The 15,321-nt window shown below is 69.6% G+C and carries 14 protein-coding genes; 3 read left to right on the top strand and 11 right to left on the bottom strand.

Annotation, left to right across the window (positions count from 1 at the left end):
* Positions 1-92: 92 nt before the first annotated feature.
* Positions 93-1,511, bottom strand: a complete 1,419-nt coding sequence (gene pyk, locus DXK32_RS04660) for a pyruvate kinase (RefSeq protein ID WP_114857470.1) — start codon at positions 1,509-1,511, stop codon at positions 93-95.
* A gap of 355 nt (positions 1,512-1,866) precedes the next feature.
* Here pyk and DXK32_RS04655 point away from each other — a divergent pair, with 355 nt between their 5' ends.
* Both DXK32_RS04655 and DXK32_RS04650 read left to right on the top strand, forming a co-directional pair.
* Positions 1,867-2,055, top strand: a complete 189-nt coding sequence (locus DXK32_RS04655) for a hypothetical protein (protein WP_114857469.1) — start codon at positions 1,867-1,869, stop codon at positions 2,053-2,055.
* Positions 2,056-3,068: 1,013 nt separating this feature from the next.
* Entirely contained in the window at positions 3,069-3,974 is a 906-nt protein-coding gene (locus tag DXK32_RS04650; protein WP_114857468.1) for an autotransporter outer membrane beta-barrel domain-containing protein, read from the top strand.
* Between the two features lie 4 nt (positions 3,975-3,978).
* On the opposite strand, the gene DXK32_RS04645 is transcribed toward DXK32_RS04650, so the two are convergent.
* Positions 3,979-4,953, bottom strand: a complete 975-nt coding sequence (locus DXK32_RS04645) for an alpha/beta hydrolase fold domain-containing protein (protein ID WP_114857467.1) — start codon at positions 4,951-4,953, stop codon at positions 3,979-3,981.
* A gap of 176 nt (positions 4,954-5,129) precedes the next feature.
* The gene (locus tag DXK32_RS04640; protein ID WP_247876977.1) at positions 5,130-6,548 is read right to left on the bottom strand and encodes an FAD/NAD(P)-binding protein; all 1,419 of its coding nucleotides are present in this window, start codon (positions 6,546-6,548) and stop codon (positions 5,130-5,132) included.
* A gap of 180 nt (positions 6,549-6,728) precedes the next feature.
* Between DXK32_RS04640 and DXK32_RS04635 the strand changes: the two genes are divergently transcribed.
* Positions 6,729-7,739, top strand: a complete 1,011-nt coding sequence (locus DXK32_RS04635) for a C-terminal binding protein (RefSeq protein ID WP_247876976.1) — start codon at positions 6,729-6,731, stop codon at positions 7,737-7,739.
* A gap of 10 nt (positions 7,740-7,749) precedes the next feature.
* Here DXK32_RS04635 and DXK32_RS04630 read toward each other — a convergent pair whose 3' ends face one another.
* From DXK32_RS04630 to DXK32_RS04595, 8 genes are all read right to left on the bottom strand, one after another.
* Positions 7,750-8,820, bottom strand: a complete 1,071-nt coding sequence (locus tag DXK32_RS04630; protein WP_114857466.1) for a malate/lactate/ureidoglycolate dehydrogenase — start codon at positions 8,818-8,820, stop codon at positions 7,750-7,752.
* 2 nt (positions 8,821-8,822) lie between these two features.
* Positions 8,823-10,064 (bottom strand): threonine synthase, encoded by a 1,242-nt coding sequence (locus DXK32_RS04625; RefSeq protein ID WP_114857465.1) that lies wholly within the window; start codon positions 10,062-10,064, stop codon positions 8,823-8,825.
* Between the two features lie 144 nt (positions 10,065-10,208).
* Positions 10,209-11,105, bottom strand: coding sequence for an ABC transporter permease (locus DXK32_RS04620; protein ID WP_114857464.1), 897 nt, complete (start codon positions 11,103-11,105; stop codon positions 10,209-10,211).
* On the bottom strand, positions 11,102-11,950 hold the full coding sequence (locus DXK32_RS04615) for an ABC transporter ATP-binding protein (RefSeq protein ID WP_205215646.1): 849 nt from the start codon (positions 11,948-11,950) through the stop codon (positions 11,102-11,104). Before DXK32_RS04615 ends, DXK32_RS04620 begins: the two co-directional genes overlap by 4 nt.
* Before the next feature lie 4 nt (positions 11,951-11,954).
* Entirely contained in the window at positions 11,955-12,977 is a 1,023-nt protein-coding gene (locus DXK32_RS04610; protein ID WP_114857463.1) for an ABC transporter substrate-binding protein, read from the bottom strand.
* A 176-nt stretch (positions 12,978-13,153) separates the two neighbouring features.
* Positions 13,154-14,056, bottom strand: coding sequence for a TauD/TfdA dioxygenase family protein (locus tag DXK32_RS04605; protein WP_114857462.1), 903 nt, complete (start codon positions 14,054-14,056; stop codon positions 13,154-13,156).
* A gap of 53 nt (positions 14,057-14,109) precedes the next feature.
* Positions 14,110-14,307: a hypothetical protein gene (locus DXK32_RS04600; RefSeq protein WP_114857461.1), complete on the bottom strand. Its 198-nt coding sequence runs from the start codon at positions 14,305-14,307 to the stop codon at positions 14,110-14,112.
* Between the two features lie 3 nt (positions 14,308-14,310).
* Positions 14,311-15,294, bottom strand: coding sequence for an ABC transporter substrate-binding protein (locus DXK32_RS04595; protein WP_247876975.1), 984 nt, complete (start codon positions 15,292-15,294; stop codon positions 14,311-14,313).
* Positions 15,295-15,321: the final 27 nt, after the last annotated feature.

The following is a 15,321-nucleotide window of genomic DNA, read 5'->3' as shown; positions in this document are numbered from 1 at the left end:
ACCCCGGCCCTCCCCTGCGAAGCGGGGGAGGGTTAGGGAGGGGGCAACCGCGCGGGAAAGTTAGGAGGGGGCAACCGCCCCCCCCCCGCGCCTTACCCCTCGACCTGCACCACGCGCAGGTTGTTGGTGGTCCCCGCCTGCGCGAACGGAATGCCGGCCACCACGACCATCTGGTCGTTGGGCTTGGCGAAGCCCTGCTCCTTGGCGAAGGCCAGCGCCCGCTCGACCATCTCCTCGTAGGTGTGGATGTCGGCGGACAGGACGCTGTGCGCGCCCCAGAGGAGGGACAGGCGGCGCGACACCGCGCTGTGCGGGGTGATCGCCAGGATCGGCACCGCCGGACGCCGGCGGGCGATGCGCGCCGCCGTGGTGCCGCTGGAGGTGTAGGCGACGATGGTCGATGCGTGAATCACCTCGGCCAGATCGGCGGCGGCGGCGGCCACGGCGTGCGGCGCGGTCTGCTCCTCGCCGGGGTCGGACGCGTCGATGATCGAGCGGTAGAGCTTGTGCTGCTCGGTGCTGCGGATGATGCGGTCCATCATCTCCACGGCCTCCACCGGGAAGGCGCCGCTGGCCGATTCCGCCGACAGCATCACCGCGTCGGCGCCGTCATAGATGGCGGTCGCCACGTCGGACGCCTCGGCCCGCGTCGGGGTCGGGGCGTTGACCATGGAATCGAGCATCTGCGTCGCCACGATCACCGGCTTCACGGCGAGGCGGCAGGCCCGCACCAGTTCCTTCTGGCGGCCCGGGACCTCCTCGTGCGGGATCTCGACACCGAGGTCGCCGCGGGCGACCATGACGGAATCCGACAGGCGGATGATGTCGTCGATGCGGTCCAGCGCCGCCGGCTTCTCGATCTTCGACATCAGCCCGGCGCGGTCGCCGATCAGCCCGCGGGCCTCCAGCAGGTCGGCGGGCTTCTGCACGAAGGACATCGCCACCCAGTCGACGCCCAGCTCCAGCCCGAAGGCGAGATCGACGCGGTCCTTGGCGGTCAGGGGCGACAGCTCAAGCACCGTGTCGGGCAGGTTGACGCCCTTGCGGTTGGAGATGGTCCCGCCGATCACCACCTTGGCGTCGATGTGGTCGTCGCCCAGCCCGGTCACGGCGACGCGGACGCGCCCGTCGTCGATCAGCAGATTGTGGCCCGGCATCACCGCGGCGAAGATTTCCGGATGGGGCAGCGGGATCGCGGTCTTGTCGCCGTCGGCGCCGGACAGGACGAAGCGGATCGATTCGCCGGCGGCGACGGTGATCTTGCCGTCACGGATGGTGCCGACGCGGATCTTCGGTCCCTGCAGATCCTGAAGGATGCCGATGGGACGGCCAACCTCGGCCTCCAGGGCGCGGATGGCGGCGTGGACCTTGGCGTGATCCTCGTGCGTCCCATGGCTGAAATTCAGGCGGAAGGTATCGACGCCGGCCAGGAACAGCCGCTTCAGCATCTCAGGCGTGTTGCTGGCGGGACCGACCGTGGCAACGATCTTCGCGCGGCGGTGACGACGCATATAATTTCGGCCTCTTGGGGCCGCCTCCTTGATGGAGTGTCGAACGGCGGACATGCCGGGTGGGAACCGGGCGGTCCTGGAACCGCCCGGCTGCCGTTCACATTGGTGGGTGACGGCCCGCTGACAACCACCGAACCCGCAATAATGCCCGGCTGTGGCGGAGCCGCCGCCGGCGGGCCGGCTCCCGCGTCCGTTCGTACCCTCAATCATCATCGAACCGTCACCGGACGGTCACGCAAGGCCGCTATCACTCGCGCCGGCTGAGTGCGCGCCGCGGATTCGACCGGTGCGCGTCTCCATTCCGCCCGCAAGACATCCGCCATCACAAGATCGCGTCATCACAGGGAGTGTGACCATGCCGACCCGCCAGGGGCTCTTGGCAACCACGGCGCTGCACGGCTGCGTGGGCCTTCTGCTGTTCGTGTCCAGCCCGGCGCTGGACAACGCCGGCACCATCCGCGCCGCCGCCCCCACCGATCCGACAAGCGCGGTGCAGAGCCAAGCGCTTGATCTGTGCACGATGAACACGGCGGGGTGCCCCTGACGGTCATCAATCGCGCCACCGGCGTGATCGAGGCGCTGAACGACGACGCCCTGCGCCCCGGCCTGAACGCCGCCATCGACAACGCGGGCATCATCCACAGCTCTGGCGCCAACACCAGCGGCGGTGCCAACGGCACCGCCGACGCCATCGACGCGGGTGGGCGGACCGAGCGGCGGGGTGACCGGCCAATTCGGCGCCGTGGAGCGGCTGAACCCGGCCCCGCTCGGCGCCGGCACCCTGTCGCTCAGCCAGACCGGCACCACCGTCCTGCTCCAGCTCAACCCTGGCAACCCGTTCAACGGGCAGCGCAACAGCGTCAACATCGCCAACATGGATGTCGGCTTCGCCATCGCCGGGGCGGGCAGCGGCGACAGCCTGACGCTGGAGGGCGCCTCCACCGTCCGCGCCGATGTGTCGAACCTCGCCCAGTTCCAGGTCGGGACAAGCACCGGCACGGCGACGAGCGTCACGCTGGCCTCCGGCACCCAGTCGGTCGCCGCCACCACGGTGAAGGCGAACGCCCAACTGGCGGTCAACACGCGCCTCGCCAGCCCGACCGTCACCGTCGAGCGCGGCGGCCTGCTGTCGGGCGGCGGGCGGATCACCGGCGCGCTGGCCAACGCCGGCACCCTCAGCCCCGGCAACTCGCCGGGCATCCCGACCATCGAGGACGTCGTCACCAACGCCGCCGGATCGATCCTGCGCGTCGAGATCGACGGGCCGATCGCCGGGACCGGCGCCGGCTTCCACGATCAGCTGGCGGTCGTCGGCACGCCCGGCACCTTTGCCGCCGGGGGCACGCTGGCTCCGGTCACCCGTGGCATCACGGGCGGCGCGACCTGCGCCTTCGCGGGCGTTGCCCAGCCCGCTGACGGCCTGCCCGCCGGCATGCGGTTCGACACCGTATACGGCACCATCACCATCACCGCCACCCCGGTCCGCTACGCCCGGCCGCCGGCACCCGCCCATCGGACGCGGCCAAGCCGCTGTTCGGCGACACGGTGCAGGGCCGCATGGCCGCTCTGCGCGCCGACGGCCTCGCCAAGTCCATCGCCCCCCTCGCCACGCCGGAGGCGGAGCGCGGGACGGCGCTCGGCCTGTGGGCGCGGGCGCTGGGCCGCTTCGCCAACTCGGACGGCGACGGCAACGCTGCCGGCACCCGGCAGCGCGGCGGCGGCCTCGCGCTGGGCGCCGACCGCGACCTCTCCGACGCGTTGACCGCCGGTGCCGCCTTCGGCTACCAGCGCACAAGGGTGGATGTGCGGAACAGCGGCGACCGGACGGACATCGACAGCTACAGCGCCGCGCTCTACGGCGCCTACCGCGTCGGCGCGTGGTTCGTCGACGCCCAGGCCATGTACGGCTTCGGCCAGTACGACAGCCGACGCCGCATCCGGATCGGGTCCGCGAACGCCTTGAGCCGCGACGCCGATGGCGACAGCGACGGCCATGGCTTCGGGGCCGCCATCGGCACCGGCTACGCCATGACCTGGAGCGGTGCCCGCATCGAGCCCTTCGCCGGGCTCCGCTTCGACCGGGTGACCCGCGACGGATTCAGCGAAAGCGGCGCCGGCGCGCTGGGACTTTCGGTGGACGACACCGACCTGAGCACGCTGCGGACCAGCCTGGGCCTGCGGACGAGCTGGCGCCTGAAGGCCGGGGAGACGGCGCTGGAACCCGAGCTGCGCGCCCGCTGGGATCACGATTTCCTCGACGTGGCCGCGCGCAGCGGGGCGCGCCTGCTGGGCGCTTCCTACACGGTCGCCGGGGTCCAGCCGGGGCGCGACGCCGCGGTGTTGGGGGCGGGCCTGACGGCGGCCCTTGGCGAGCGGTTCCACGCCTATGGCAGCTACGACGCCGACCTGCGCCGCGACGCCACCGCCCACACGCTGAGCGCCGGCCTGCGCTACCGCTGGTGACCGGTCAGGCGTTCAAATGGCGGCGCAGCGCCAGGGCGGCCTGAAGGACGGCGCCCTGCGCGCGGTCGACCAGGCGGGTCGCGGTGGCGAAGGAATGGGGAAGCCCGTCATAGACGGCGAGCCGATGCGGCACGCCCGCCTCGGCCAGCCGCTCCGCCAAGCGCAGCGTGTCGTCGCGCAGGCAGTCGAGGTCCGCGGCCAGCAACAGCAAAGGCGGCAGGCCGTGCAGATCGGCCTGCAGCGGCGCGGCCCGCGCATCGTCGGGGGCCGCGCCGCCGAGATATTGCCGCCAGTACCAGCGCATCCGCGCCGTCGTCAGACCGTAGCGCCCGTCGCCGAAGCGGCGGTGGGACAGGGTGTCGAAGTCGTGGGCGTACATGCCGTAGAACAGCAACCCGAAGGCCACCCGTGGCGCCCCCGGCGCGCGGGCGGCCAGGGCGAGGCCGAGCGCGAGGTTGGCCCCGGCGGAATCGCCGCCCACCGCGATCCGCTCCGGGTCGATGCCTTGCGTCGCACCGGCGGCGGCAACCCAGCGCAGGGCGGCCATCGCCTCCCCGTGCTGATGCGGGAAGCGGCGCTCCGGCGCCAGGCTGTAGCGCACCGCGCAGACCACGGCGCCGCTGTGCCGGGCGAGCAGCCGCAACAACCGGTCGTGGGTGTCCACGCTGTTCACGACGAAGCCCCCGCCGTGGAAATAGACCATCACGGGCAGGCGTTCCGCGCCGCGGCCCGGCGGACGGTAGAGCCGCAACGGCAAGGGACCGGCGGGACCGTCCGCCGTCACCTCCGTCACGTCCGCGGGAACCGGCGTGGGTCCGTTCAGGAAGCCGTGGTAACGCTCCGCCGCCGCGCGGGCTTCGGCGAGCGGAATGCTCAAGGGATCGGCGGGGGCGGCGCCGAGACGGACCGCCGCCTCGTTCATCGCGATCACCTGAGGGTCCAGATGGTCCGTTGCGGGCCGCAAGATCGTGTCCGGCATGACATCCTCCTTCTCAACCGAAGCGACGGCGAGCAGCCGCGCGGACCGGGAGCGGTGCCGGTCAACCGGAGAAGCCTCCGGATGCCGTGTGGAAATCAACACTGGGCCTCATGATAGACACAAAAATCTATTATGAAAATAGACTTTTTGATTCAAAAATAACAATCATATAATGTCTATTCTGCAAGGCTTTTGCTGGCGGCTTGGCGGACGAGGGTCAGCGCAGCGTCCGCGCATTGGCTGCGCAGTTCGGGCACCGCGGTCATCTCCCAGAAGGGCGCCCGGCTGACCGGGCCGAGCGCGAAGAGACGGTCGGACACCGCCCCGTCCTCCCCGATCAGCGCCCCCTCCTCCGTCACGTCGAGACCGAGGCGCAAGGGGTCGGGCCGGGCCAGCCCCTGCTGGAGCAAGGCGCGCATCAGCGGGTGGCGGATGCGCGCGAAGTCGCATTCGGTGCCGGTCGCGTTGATGATGGCGCCCACCGTCCGCGTCCACAGCGCCCCCTCGGCGCCCCGCGCGCGGACCGTCGCCTCCACCCCGTCGGGCGTCGAAACCAGCGACTGGAGACGGCCGGCGCGGACGGTCAGCTGCCCGCTCTCACGCAACGCCTCGATGCGGGCGGCCACCTCCGGCGCCATGCGGTGGCGGTGCACCTCCCAATAGGGCCGGGCGTGGCGCAGGAAGCGCTGCCGCTCCTCCAACGGCAGATGCTTCCAGATCAGCGGATGGAAGGGCCGCAGGGAATCGAAGGCGGCGCGCCAGTCCAGCCCCTCCTCCCGCGCGCGGCGGACGTCGGCCTTCAGGGCGATCAGCACGTCCAGAACCGTGCCGGGCAGCGTCTGGGGATGGACGAAGCTCTTGAAGGGCCGCGTCTCCAGATGGGTGGTGGGCAGCAACCCGCGGCGCGACAGCGCCAGGATCGGACCACGGTGGCCCTGGTTCTCCAGCGACAGCACCACGTCGACCATCGTCAGCCCGGTGCCGAGGATCAGCACCGGCGCGTCCGGGTCGATGGCGGCGACGGCCTCGCGGTTCCAGGGATCGCCCACGAAGCGGTCCGACGCGAAGACCTCCGGCGCCGGGATCGATGGCGGCGAGGGTGGAAAATGCCCGACGCACAGCACCGCCCGGTCCACCGCGAGGCTCGTCCCGTCGGCAAGGCTCAACCGGACGCCGCCATCCACCGCCGCATCGACGACCTCCGCCCGCACCGTGTCGAGCGTCACATGGGCGGGGGATTCCGCCTGGGCCTCGCGCAGCACGTCCCGGATGTACTCGCCGTACAGCCGGCGCGACACGAAGGCGTGGCCGCTGGGCGGCACGTCGCCGCCGAGGTCCTTCGCCCACAGCCAGCGCAGGAAATGGCGCGGGTCGTCGGGATAAGCGCTCATGTTGTAGGCCCGCACATTCAGCAGATGCGCCGCGCTGTCCGTGGAATAGGCCAGTCCGGTGCCCAGCGTGCCGGCGCGTTCGATCAGGTGGATGCGCGTCGGTTCCTCCGCCTTGCGCAGAAGGTGGGCCGCCAGGATACTGCCGGTGAAGCCGGCGCCGACGATGGCGATGCTGTGCGCGGTGTCGTGGGACGGCATGCTCATCGTTCCTCTCCCTGTGTCCAGCACCCCGCGGGGCGCCCCCGAATTGCCATCATTAGAGCATCATCAATCCCTATTTAACAAGTTGGCTTTACGCAATCGTATGTGTTTTCATGATTTTATCCGTCATAATAACCAGTAAATTTTGTTGTTTTTCATGACCATCAGGAGCCGGACCGCAGAATGACCATGGGCAAGCGCGCACCCTTCGTCGTCGGAATCACCGACCACATGATCCCCCCGCCGGACCTCGAGGCGGCGGTTCTGGACGGCTGTGCCGAGGTGGATTTCCTCGACACCCGCCGCGAGGAGGATCTGGACCCCGAGCGGCTGGCCCGGCTGGACGCGCTGCTGGTGTGGAGCACCCGCATCGGCCCGGCGACGGTGGCGAAGCTGCCGCGCTGCCGCATCGTCGTGCGGTTCGGCGTCGGCTACGACAAGGTCGACGTGGCGGCGCTGGAAGCCGCCGGCATTCCCTTCTGCAACAACCCCGATTACGGGACGGAGGAGGTGGCCGACCACGCCGTCTCCCTGCTGCTCTCGCTGCAGCGCCGCCTGTGGGAGCATGACGCCCGCGCCCGCGGCTACAGCACGACGTGGCAGGCCAACACGCTGACCCCACTGCGGCGGTCGAGCGCGGCGACGGTCGGCGTCGTCGGCGTGGGGCGGATCGGCACGGCGGTGGTGAACCGGCTGAAGCCCTTCGGCTATCGCATCCTCGGCTACGATCCGCAGCAGCCCGCCGGGCATGAGAAGGCGGTCGGCTACCGGCGCGTCCGCCGGCTGGACGACCTCTTGGCGGAATCCGACATCGTCACCTTCCATTGCCCGCTGACACCGGAGACCCGCGGCCTGATCGACGCGGACTTCCTGGCGAAGCTGAAGCCCGGCGCCCTGCTGGTCAACACGGCGCGCGGCGAGATGTTCGCCGGGCTGGACCCGCTGGAGGCGGCGCTGCGCAGTGGCCAGGTCGCCGCCGTGGGGACGGACGTGCTGCCGACCGAACCGCCCGCCCCCCACCCGCTGCTGGACGCGTGGCGCAAGCGGGAGCCGTGGCTGGAGGGCCGTCTCGTGGTCACGCCGCACAACGCCTTCCATTCCGACGAGGCGGCGATCGAGATGCGGCGCAACGCCGCCGAGACCGCCCGCCTGTTCCTAGAGGACGGGATTCTGCGCAACCGCATCCTGCCCTGACCCCACCCGGTCAGGCCCCCAGGAAAGCCGGAACGTCGAGGCCGAGCGCGCCCCCGATGTCGTGCAGGGCGCGCACGGTGTCGGGGTCGAGCGTGATGCCGCGCTCCGCGGCCACCACCCGGCTCCGCCGCTCCGGCCCGCCGGGCACCAGCACGCCGTCACCGCCCGGCACCGGCGGGGTGTCCTGGATGTGGTCCAGCACCGCGTCGGTCAGCGCCTGCCAGCCGCTGTTCTCCGCACCGGACACCCGCGCCGGGTCGATCAGGAAAGCCAGCGCGTTGTTCACCACCCGGCCCGGACGCAGGTTCTCCGGCAGGGCCGGCAGCCCGCCGGCCAGCGCCCCGGCGAGGATCTCGCAGGCCAGCGCCAGCCCATAGCCCTTATGCCCGCCAAAGGGCAGGATGGCGCCGGTCGGGTCGCGGAACATCACGCCGGGATCGCGCGTCGGCGCGCCCCGCTCGTCGATCAGCAGGCCGTCAGCGACCTCCTTGCCGGAGGCTGCGGCGACACGGCACTTGTTGGCCGCCACCGCGCTGGTCGCGAAATCCAGGAGGAAGGGCGGATGGCCCGGCGTGGCGGGAACGGCGATGCAGATCGGGTTGGTGCCGAGCCGCGGCCGCCCGCCGCCATGGGGTGCGGCCAGCGGACGGCTGACCACGTTGACGAAGAAGACCCCGATCAAGCCGGCCGCTATGCACTGCTCGCCGTAGGAGCCGACGCGCCCGATGTGGTGGGCGTTGCGCAGGGCGAGCACACAGGCCCCGCCCGCCTTGGCCCGCGCGATGGCGAGGTCCGTCGCCTCCCGCGCGATCACCTGCCCGTAGCCGACCTCCCCGTCCACCACCAGGAACGGCGCCTCGTCGCGGACGGTGCGGGCGTGCCGGTTGGGTTGCAGATGGCCCAGCTCCAGGCTCTTCGCGTAGACGGCGATCTGGCACACGCCATGGCTGGCGTGGCCGGTCGCGTCGGAGTCCACGAGGTTGGCGGCGACGATGGCCGCCTCCTCCGGGCTGCTGCCGGACCGTTGCAGGATGGCGTCGAGCAACGCCACCAGACGCTCCGCCGCGTAAGGACCGCCCATTCTCAGAACACCGAATAGTCGATGGGCTGGTGACGGTCGAGCGTCCGGTGGACCGGCGGCAACGGGTACTTCAGCCCGGTCGCGCAGTTGAACAGCACGGCGCGCTCGTCGCGGCCCACCCGCCCGTCGGCCAGAGCCTGCTTGTAGGCGGCGTAGGTGGCGGCGCCCTCCGGGCAGAGCAGGAATCCCTCCTCCCGCGCCGTCTCGTCCAGGGCCGCCTGGATGGCCTCGTCGGGCACGGCGACGGCGAAGCCGCCGCTCTCCCGCATGGCGCGCAGGATCAGGAAGTCGCCGACCGCCTGCGGCACGCGGATGCCCGACGCGATGGTGTGGGCGTCCGGCCAGCGCGGCGCGTGCTCCTCGCCGGCCTCATAGGCACGGACCATCGGGGCGCAGCCGGCGGCCTGCACGGCGACCATGCGCGGGCGCTTGGAACCGATGAAGCCGATGGCCTCCAGCTCGGCGAAGGCCTTCCACATGCCGATCAGTCCGGTGCCGCCGCCGGTCGGGTAGAAGATGACGTCCGGCACTTCCCAGCCGAGCTGCTCGGCCAGTTCCAGACCCATGGTCTTCTTGCCCTCGATGCGGTAGGGCTCCTTCAGGGTGGACACGTCGAACCAGCCGGCCTTGACCTTGCCCTCCCCCACGATCTTGCCGCAGTCGTCGATCAGCCCGTTGACGCGGTAGACCGTGGCGCCCTGGAGTTTAATCTCCGAGACGTTGACCTCCGGCGTGTCCTCCGGACAGAAGATCGTCGTTTTGATCCCCGCCCGCGTCGCGTAGGCGGCCAGCGCCGCGCCGGCGTTGCCGTTGGTCGGCATGGCCATGTGGGTGATGCCGAAGGCCTTGGCCATGGACACCGCCATGACCAGCCCGCGCGCCTTGAAGGAGCCGGTGGGCAGACGCCCCTCGTCCTTCACCAGCAGTTCCGCCGCCCCCAGCTTCGCGGCGAGCTTGGGCAGCGCGACCAGCGGGGTCACCGCCTCGCCCAGGCTGACGATGTCCTGCACCCGGCGCACCGGCAACAGTTCGCGGTAGCGCCACAAATCCTGCGGGCGTTCGGCCAGCGCGTCCTTGGTCAGCGCGCCGCGCACCCCCTCCAGGTCGTAGCGGACGAGCAGCGGCTTGCCGGCCTTGGACAGGTTGTGGACAATGTCGGCCTCGTACCGCTCGCCGGTGTAGGCGCATTCCAGATGCGTGACGAAGGTCGGGCGCTCGGTGGTCAGGTTGCTGTCGAAAGGCACGGATGGAGTTCCTTGCTGAAGAATCCCCTCTCCCCCCTGGGGAGAGGGTTAGGGTGAGGGGGTTGCGCTTGTGCCGGACGTGCCGCCACGCGCAACCCCCTCACCCGGCCCTTCGGGCCACCCTCTCCCCTGAGGGGAGAGGGCTTATCGGACCATGCCCCACTTGCGGACGGTGTGGGTCTCGATCCAGCGGAAGACGACGTTCTCGACGACGAGGCCGATCAGGATGACGGTGACGAGGCCGGCGAACACCTTGTCAATGTACAGCTCGTTGCGGTTCTGGAAGATGAACCAGCCCAGCCCGCCCTTGCCCGATGACACGCCGAACACCAGCTCCGCCGCGATCAGCGTGCGCCATGCGAAGGCCCAGCCAACCTTCAGCCCGGTCAGGATGGCGGGAAAGGCCGCCGGGATCAGCATGGTGACGACGTAGCGGATGCCGGTCAGCCCGTAGTTCCGCCCGGCCATGCGCAACGTCTCCGACACCGAGGTGAAGCCGGCGTGGGTGTTCAGCGCCAGCGGCCACAGCACCGCGTGGACCAGCACGAAGGTCAGGCTGACCGCGCCCAGCCCGAACCACAGCATGGCGATGGGCAGCAGCGCGATGGCCGGCAGCGGGTTGAACATCGAGGTCAGGGTGGACAGCACGTCGTTGCCGATGCGCGTGGACACCGCGAAGCTGGTCAGCACCACCGCCAGCACCACGGCGATGGCGTAGCCCTTCAGCAGGACCGACAGCGACACCCAGGCCATCGACAGCAGGTTTTCCCGCCAGATCGCCTCCCACAACGCCGTGATGGTGGCGGTGAAGGTGGGGAACATCAGAGGGTTGTTCTGCCACGTCGCGGCGATCTGCCAGAGCAGCGCCACCGCGGCCAGCACGGCGAAGCGGCGGAGCGCGGTGATGTTGCCGATCCGCTCCCACAGGGACAGCGGGCGGGCCACGTCGCCGATCGGTCCGGTGGTGGCGACCGTCCGTTCATACTCCGGACGGACGGGCGGCACGCGGCGGCCTTGCGGGGCCAGGGACAGGCCGGTCATGACGGCAGCCCCTTCACCGTTTCCACCTCGTCGGCGAACAGCATGGTGTGGATGCGCTGGGCGGTGTCCTGGAAGGCCGGGTTGCCCACCGCGAAATGGTCGTAGCCGTCGCAGTTCAGCTCCGCCTTGACCTGCCCGGGGTGCGGCGACAGCACCAGGATGCGCGAGCCGACGACCAGCGCCTCCTCGATGGAGTGGGTGACGAACAGCACGGTGAAGCGCAGATCGTCCCAGAGCTGGAGCAGCTCCTCCTGCATCTTGCGGCGGGTCAGCGCGTCCAGCGCCGCGAAGGGCTCGTCCATCAGCAGGATGTCCGGCTCCATCGCCATGGCGCGGGCGATGGCGACGCGCTGCTTCATCCCGCCCGACAGCATGTGCGGATGCACGTCGGCGAACTTGGACAGGTTCACCCGCGCGATGCAGTCCAGCGCCTTCTCCTCGGCCTCCCGGCGCGACGCCTTGCCGCTGGCGAGCAGCGGGAACATGACGTTCTGCTTGACCGTCTTCCACGGCGGAAGCTGGTCGAACTCCTGGAACACCATCATGCGGTCCGGCCCCGGCCCGGTCACCGTGCGACCGTTCAGGCGGATGGCGCCCTCCACCGGCGCCAGGAAGCCGCCCACCGCCTTCAGCAGCGAGGACTTGCCGCAACCGGACGGCCCCAGCAGGACGTAGCGCTCCGCCTGGAACACCTGGAAATCGACGCGGTAGGTCGCGGTCACCAGATGGCGGCGCGTCTTGTACTGGAGCGTCACGCCGGACACGTCCAGCAGCGGGCGTTCGGACACGCCGGCGGTACCGGCGCTGTCGGTGTCCACATCGGCGGGATAGGTGAAGGCGTTCATCGGCTCAGCTCCCGGTTTCGCCGTGCAGGTCTTCGAAGAACAGGTCCTTCCAGGAGGCCGGCTTGTTCTTCATGGCGCCGACCTTGTGCATGAAGTCGGCGAAAGCGCCGACGCCGGCGGGGGCGACGGTGAACCGGTTGTCCGGATCGTCCAGGATGCTGACGACGAAGGCCTTGTCGAGGTCGCCGCGGTTCTGCGCCAGATAGATGTCCGCCGCCTTCGCATGATCGGCGTTGATGACGTCCATCGCCTCCTTCAGCGCGCCGAGGAAGGCCTGATAGGTCTTGGGATTCTTGGCGCGGAAGGCTTCCTTCGCCCAGATCAGGTTGAAGGTGTGCGGGCCGCCCAGCACGTCGTAGGAGCTGAAGACCTTGTGGATCTTCGGGTCACGGAGCTGCTGGTACTGGAAGGGCGGGCTGGAGATGTGGCCGGTGATCTCCGACGAGCCGGACAGCAGGGCGGCGGTGGCGTCCGGGTGCGGCAGCGAGACGGTCAGCTTGTCGAGCGCGTCGAACTTGCCCTCCCCGAACTCCTTCTCCACGGCCATCTGGAGCACGCGGGCCTGGACCCCGACCTTCACCGCCGGCAGGGCGATCTTGTCCTTGTCGGTGAAGTCCTTGAGCGTCTTGACGTTCGGGTTGGTGGTGGTGAGGAACAGCGGCATGCTGTTCAGGGCGGCGATGGCCTTGACGTTGGCGTTGCCCTTGGTGCGGTCCCAGATGGTCAGCAGCGGGCCGACGCCCGCCGAGCCGAGATCGATGGAATCCGACAGCAGCGCGTCGTTCATCGCGGCGCCGCCGGAGAGCTGCACCCACTCCACGCTGATGTCCAGCCCCAGCGCCTTGCCGTGCTTCTCGATCAGGTTCTGGTGGCGCAGCACATGCAGCGGCAGGTAGCCCAGCCCGTACTGTTCGGCGATCCGTATCCGGCCTTCCGCCGCCGCCGGGCCCGCCAGCGCTGCGGCGGCGAGCCCCAGCCCGGCCAGGGCGCAGAGCGCGCGGCGGATGACACGTCCAGGGTTGACCATACGAACCTCCGATAAATTTTACCTAATCTCTAGTAGGAAAATGACATCATGATTCCACGAACGATTCAACAGGTAAAATCGCGATTAATAACATTATTTAAATGTTATATTGGCGCATAAAAAAAAGCGGAGACGGCGCGGGGAGCGTGGCCCCGCGCCGTCTCCGGCACGCCATGTCAGGCGGCGATGCTCGGCTTGCGGCCAAGGACGCGGGTCACGCTGGGACGGCCATCGACGCCGACCACCACGTCACCGGCCACCGTCGTGCGACGGACGACGCGGGGACGGTTGCCGTAGTCGTCCACGGCGCGGTGGATGGTGGCGCGATTGTCCCAGATCGCCACGTCGCCCGGCGACCAGTGCCAGCGCACCGTGTTCTCCGGACGGGTGGCGTGGTCGGTGACGATGCCGATCAGCCGGTTGGAGTCGGAGGTGCCGAACCCGATCAGCCGCTGCAGGAAATGCCCGACCAGCAACGTGCGCTCGCCGGTGACCGGGTGCACGGAAACCAGCGGGTGCTCCGTCTCGTAGACGGTGGAGGTGAAGACCTCGTTGAAGCGCTTCAGCCCGTCCTCGCGGACGTTTCCGCGATCGCCCGCGTAGTCGTACTGGTTGGTGTGGATCGCCCGCAGCTTGTCGGCCAGCTCGCGCAGCGGTTCCGGCAGTTCGGCATAGGCGGCGGCCGTGTTGCCCCACAGCGTGTCCCCGCCGCGGTCCGGCAGTTCGTGGGGCCGCAGGATGGTGATGCTGGGGTAGGCGTCGAGGAAGGTGATGTCGGCGTGCCAGGAGCTGGCGCGCTCCCCGCGGGAGCCGTCCACGTCCAGGATGCCTTCGGTCCCGCCGAGCGACGGGACGGTCGGATGGCCGACCAGCGTGCCCCACAGCCGCCCGAACGCCTCCTGCCGGGCATCGTCGAGGTGATGCTGATCGCGGACGAAGACCACCTTGTGTTCATAGACCGCGTCCTGGATCGCCTTCAGCACGGCCGGGTGCAGATCGCCGGACAGGGTGACGCCGCGCAGCTCGGCGCCGATGTTTCCGTTGATGGGGGTGATGTCGAAACCGTTGGGAAGGCTCATCGGACGGGCTCCTCTGGGAAGACGGAAGGAACGGACACGCGGAAAGGCGGGTGTCAGGCGGCGCGGAACCAGGCGAGCAGAGCGACGGCGCCGAAGGCCAGCAGAACGAAGGCCACCGAGAGGGCGTGAAGGCGCCGCAGGTCGAGCGACGGATCGGTTTCGCCGGTGTCGGACATCAGCAGCCACAGCGCCATGGCCTCGGGAAACGGCAGGCAGATCAGTTCCGGCGGCGGGTCACGGTCGCTGCTCATGGATCAGCTCCCCGTTTCGCTGTGCAGGATCGGGAGGGTGTAGTCCTTCCACGAGGCGGGCTTGGTCTTGATCGAGCCGACGCGGTGCATGTAGTCGGCGATCACGCCGGTGTTGTGGGGAAGCTGGGAATAGCTGATGTCGGGGTTGTTCAGCAGCGCCACGACCTCGTCCTGGGTCAGCTTGCTGCGCTCCTCCGCCAGATAGATGCGGGCGGCCTCGGCCTTGTCGCGCTCGATCAGCGCGAAGCCGTCACCCATCGCCTTCACCACCGCGGCGGTGAGCTTCGGGTTCTCGTCGTAGAATTTCTGCGTGGTGTAGCTCAGCACCAGCGTCGCCTCGCCGATCACGTCGCGTGAATTGAAGATGCGGTGAACGTTCGGGTGGGCGAGTTGGAGGGTGCCGTAGGTCGGCGTGGTGACGTGGCCGGTGATTTCCGTCTTGCCGGAAACCAGCGCCGCGGTGGCTTCCGGCGGGCTGAGCGGCGTGGTCAGCGCTTCGAGATCGTAATGGTGCCCCGGCCCGAACTCCTTCTCCGCGGCGATCTGAAGGATGACCGAATTGATCGAGACCTTCACCGCCGGCACCGCGATGCGGTCCTTGTCGGTCAGGTCACGGATGCTGCGGACGTCGGGATTGTTGCTGTTGATCCAGAAGGCGGAGGAATCCAGCCCCGAGATCGCCTTCACGCCGATGCCGCCCCGCGTCCGGTCCCAGGCCGCCAAGAGCGGCGAGATGCCGGCGGAGACGATCTGCGCGTTGCCGCTCAGCAGCGCGTCGTTGGCGGCCACGCCGCCGTTCAGAACGAGCCAGCTGACCTTGACCGGCCCCAACCCTTCCGCGGCGGCGTATTTTTCGATCAGCCCCTGGTTCTTGGCGACCATCAGCGGCAGGTAGCTCAGCCCGTACTGGATGGCGATGGTCAGATCCGTCACCTCGGCCCGAGCGCCGCCGGATGAAAGGAGGGCCACGCCCGCCGCCAGGGTCATGCCGAGAAAAGCCCGTCTTGCGGTGGA

The organism is Azospirillum brasilense, from assembly GCF_003349955.1.
In the GTDB taxonomy this organism is placed as follows: Bacteria; Pseudomonadota; Alphaproteobacteria; order Azospirillales; family Azospirillaceae; genus Azospirillum; species Azospirillum brasilense_B.
Note: the sequence above shows the minus strand (reverse complement) of the source record. Positions and strands in the feature narration are given on the sequence as shown.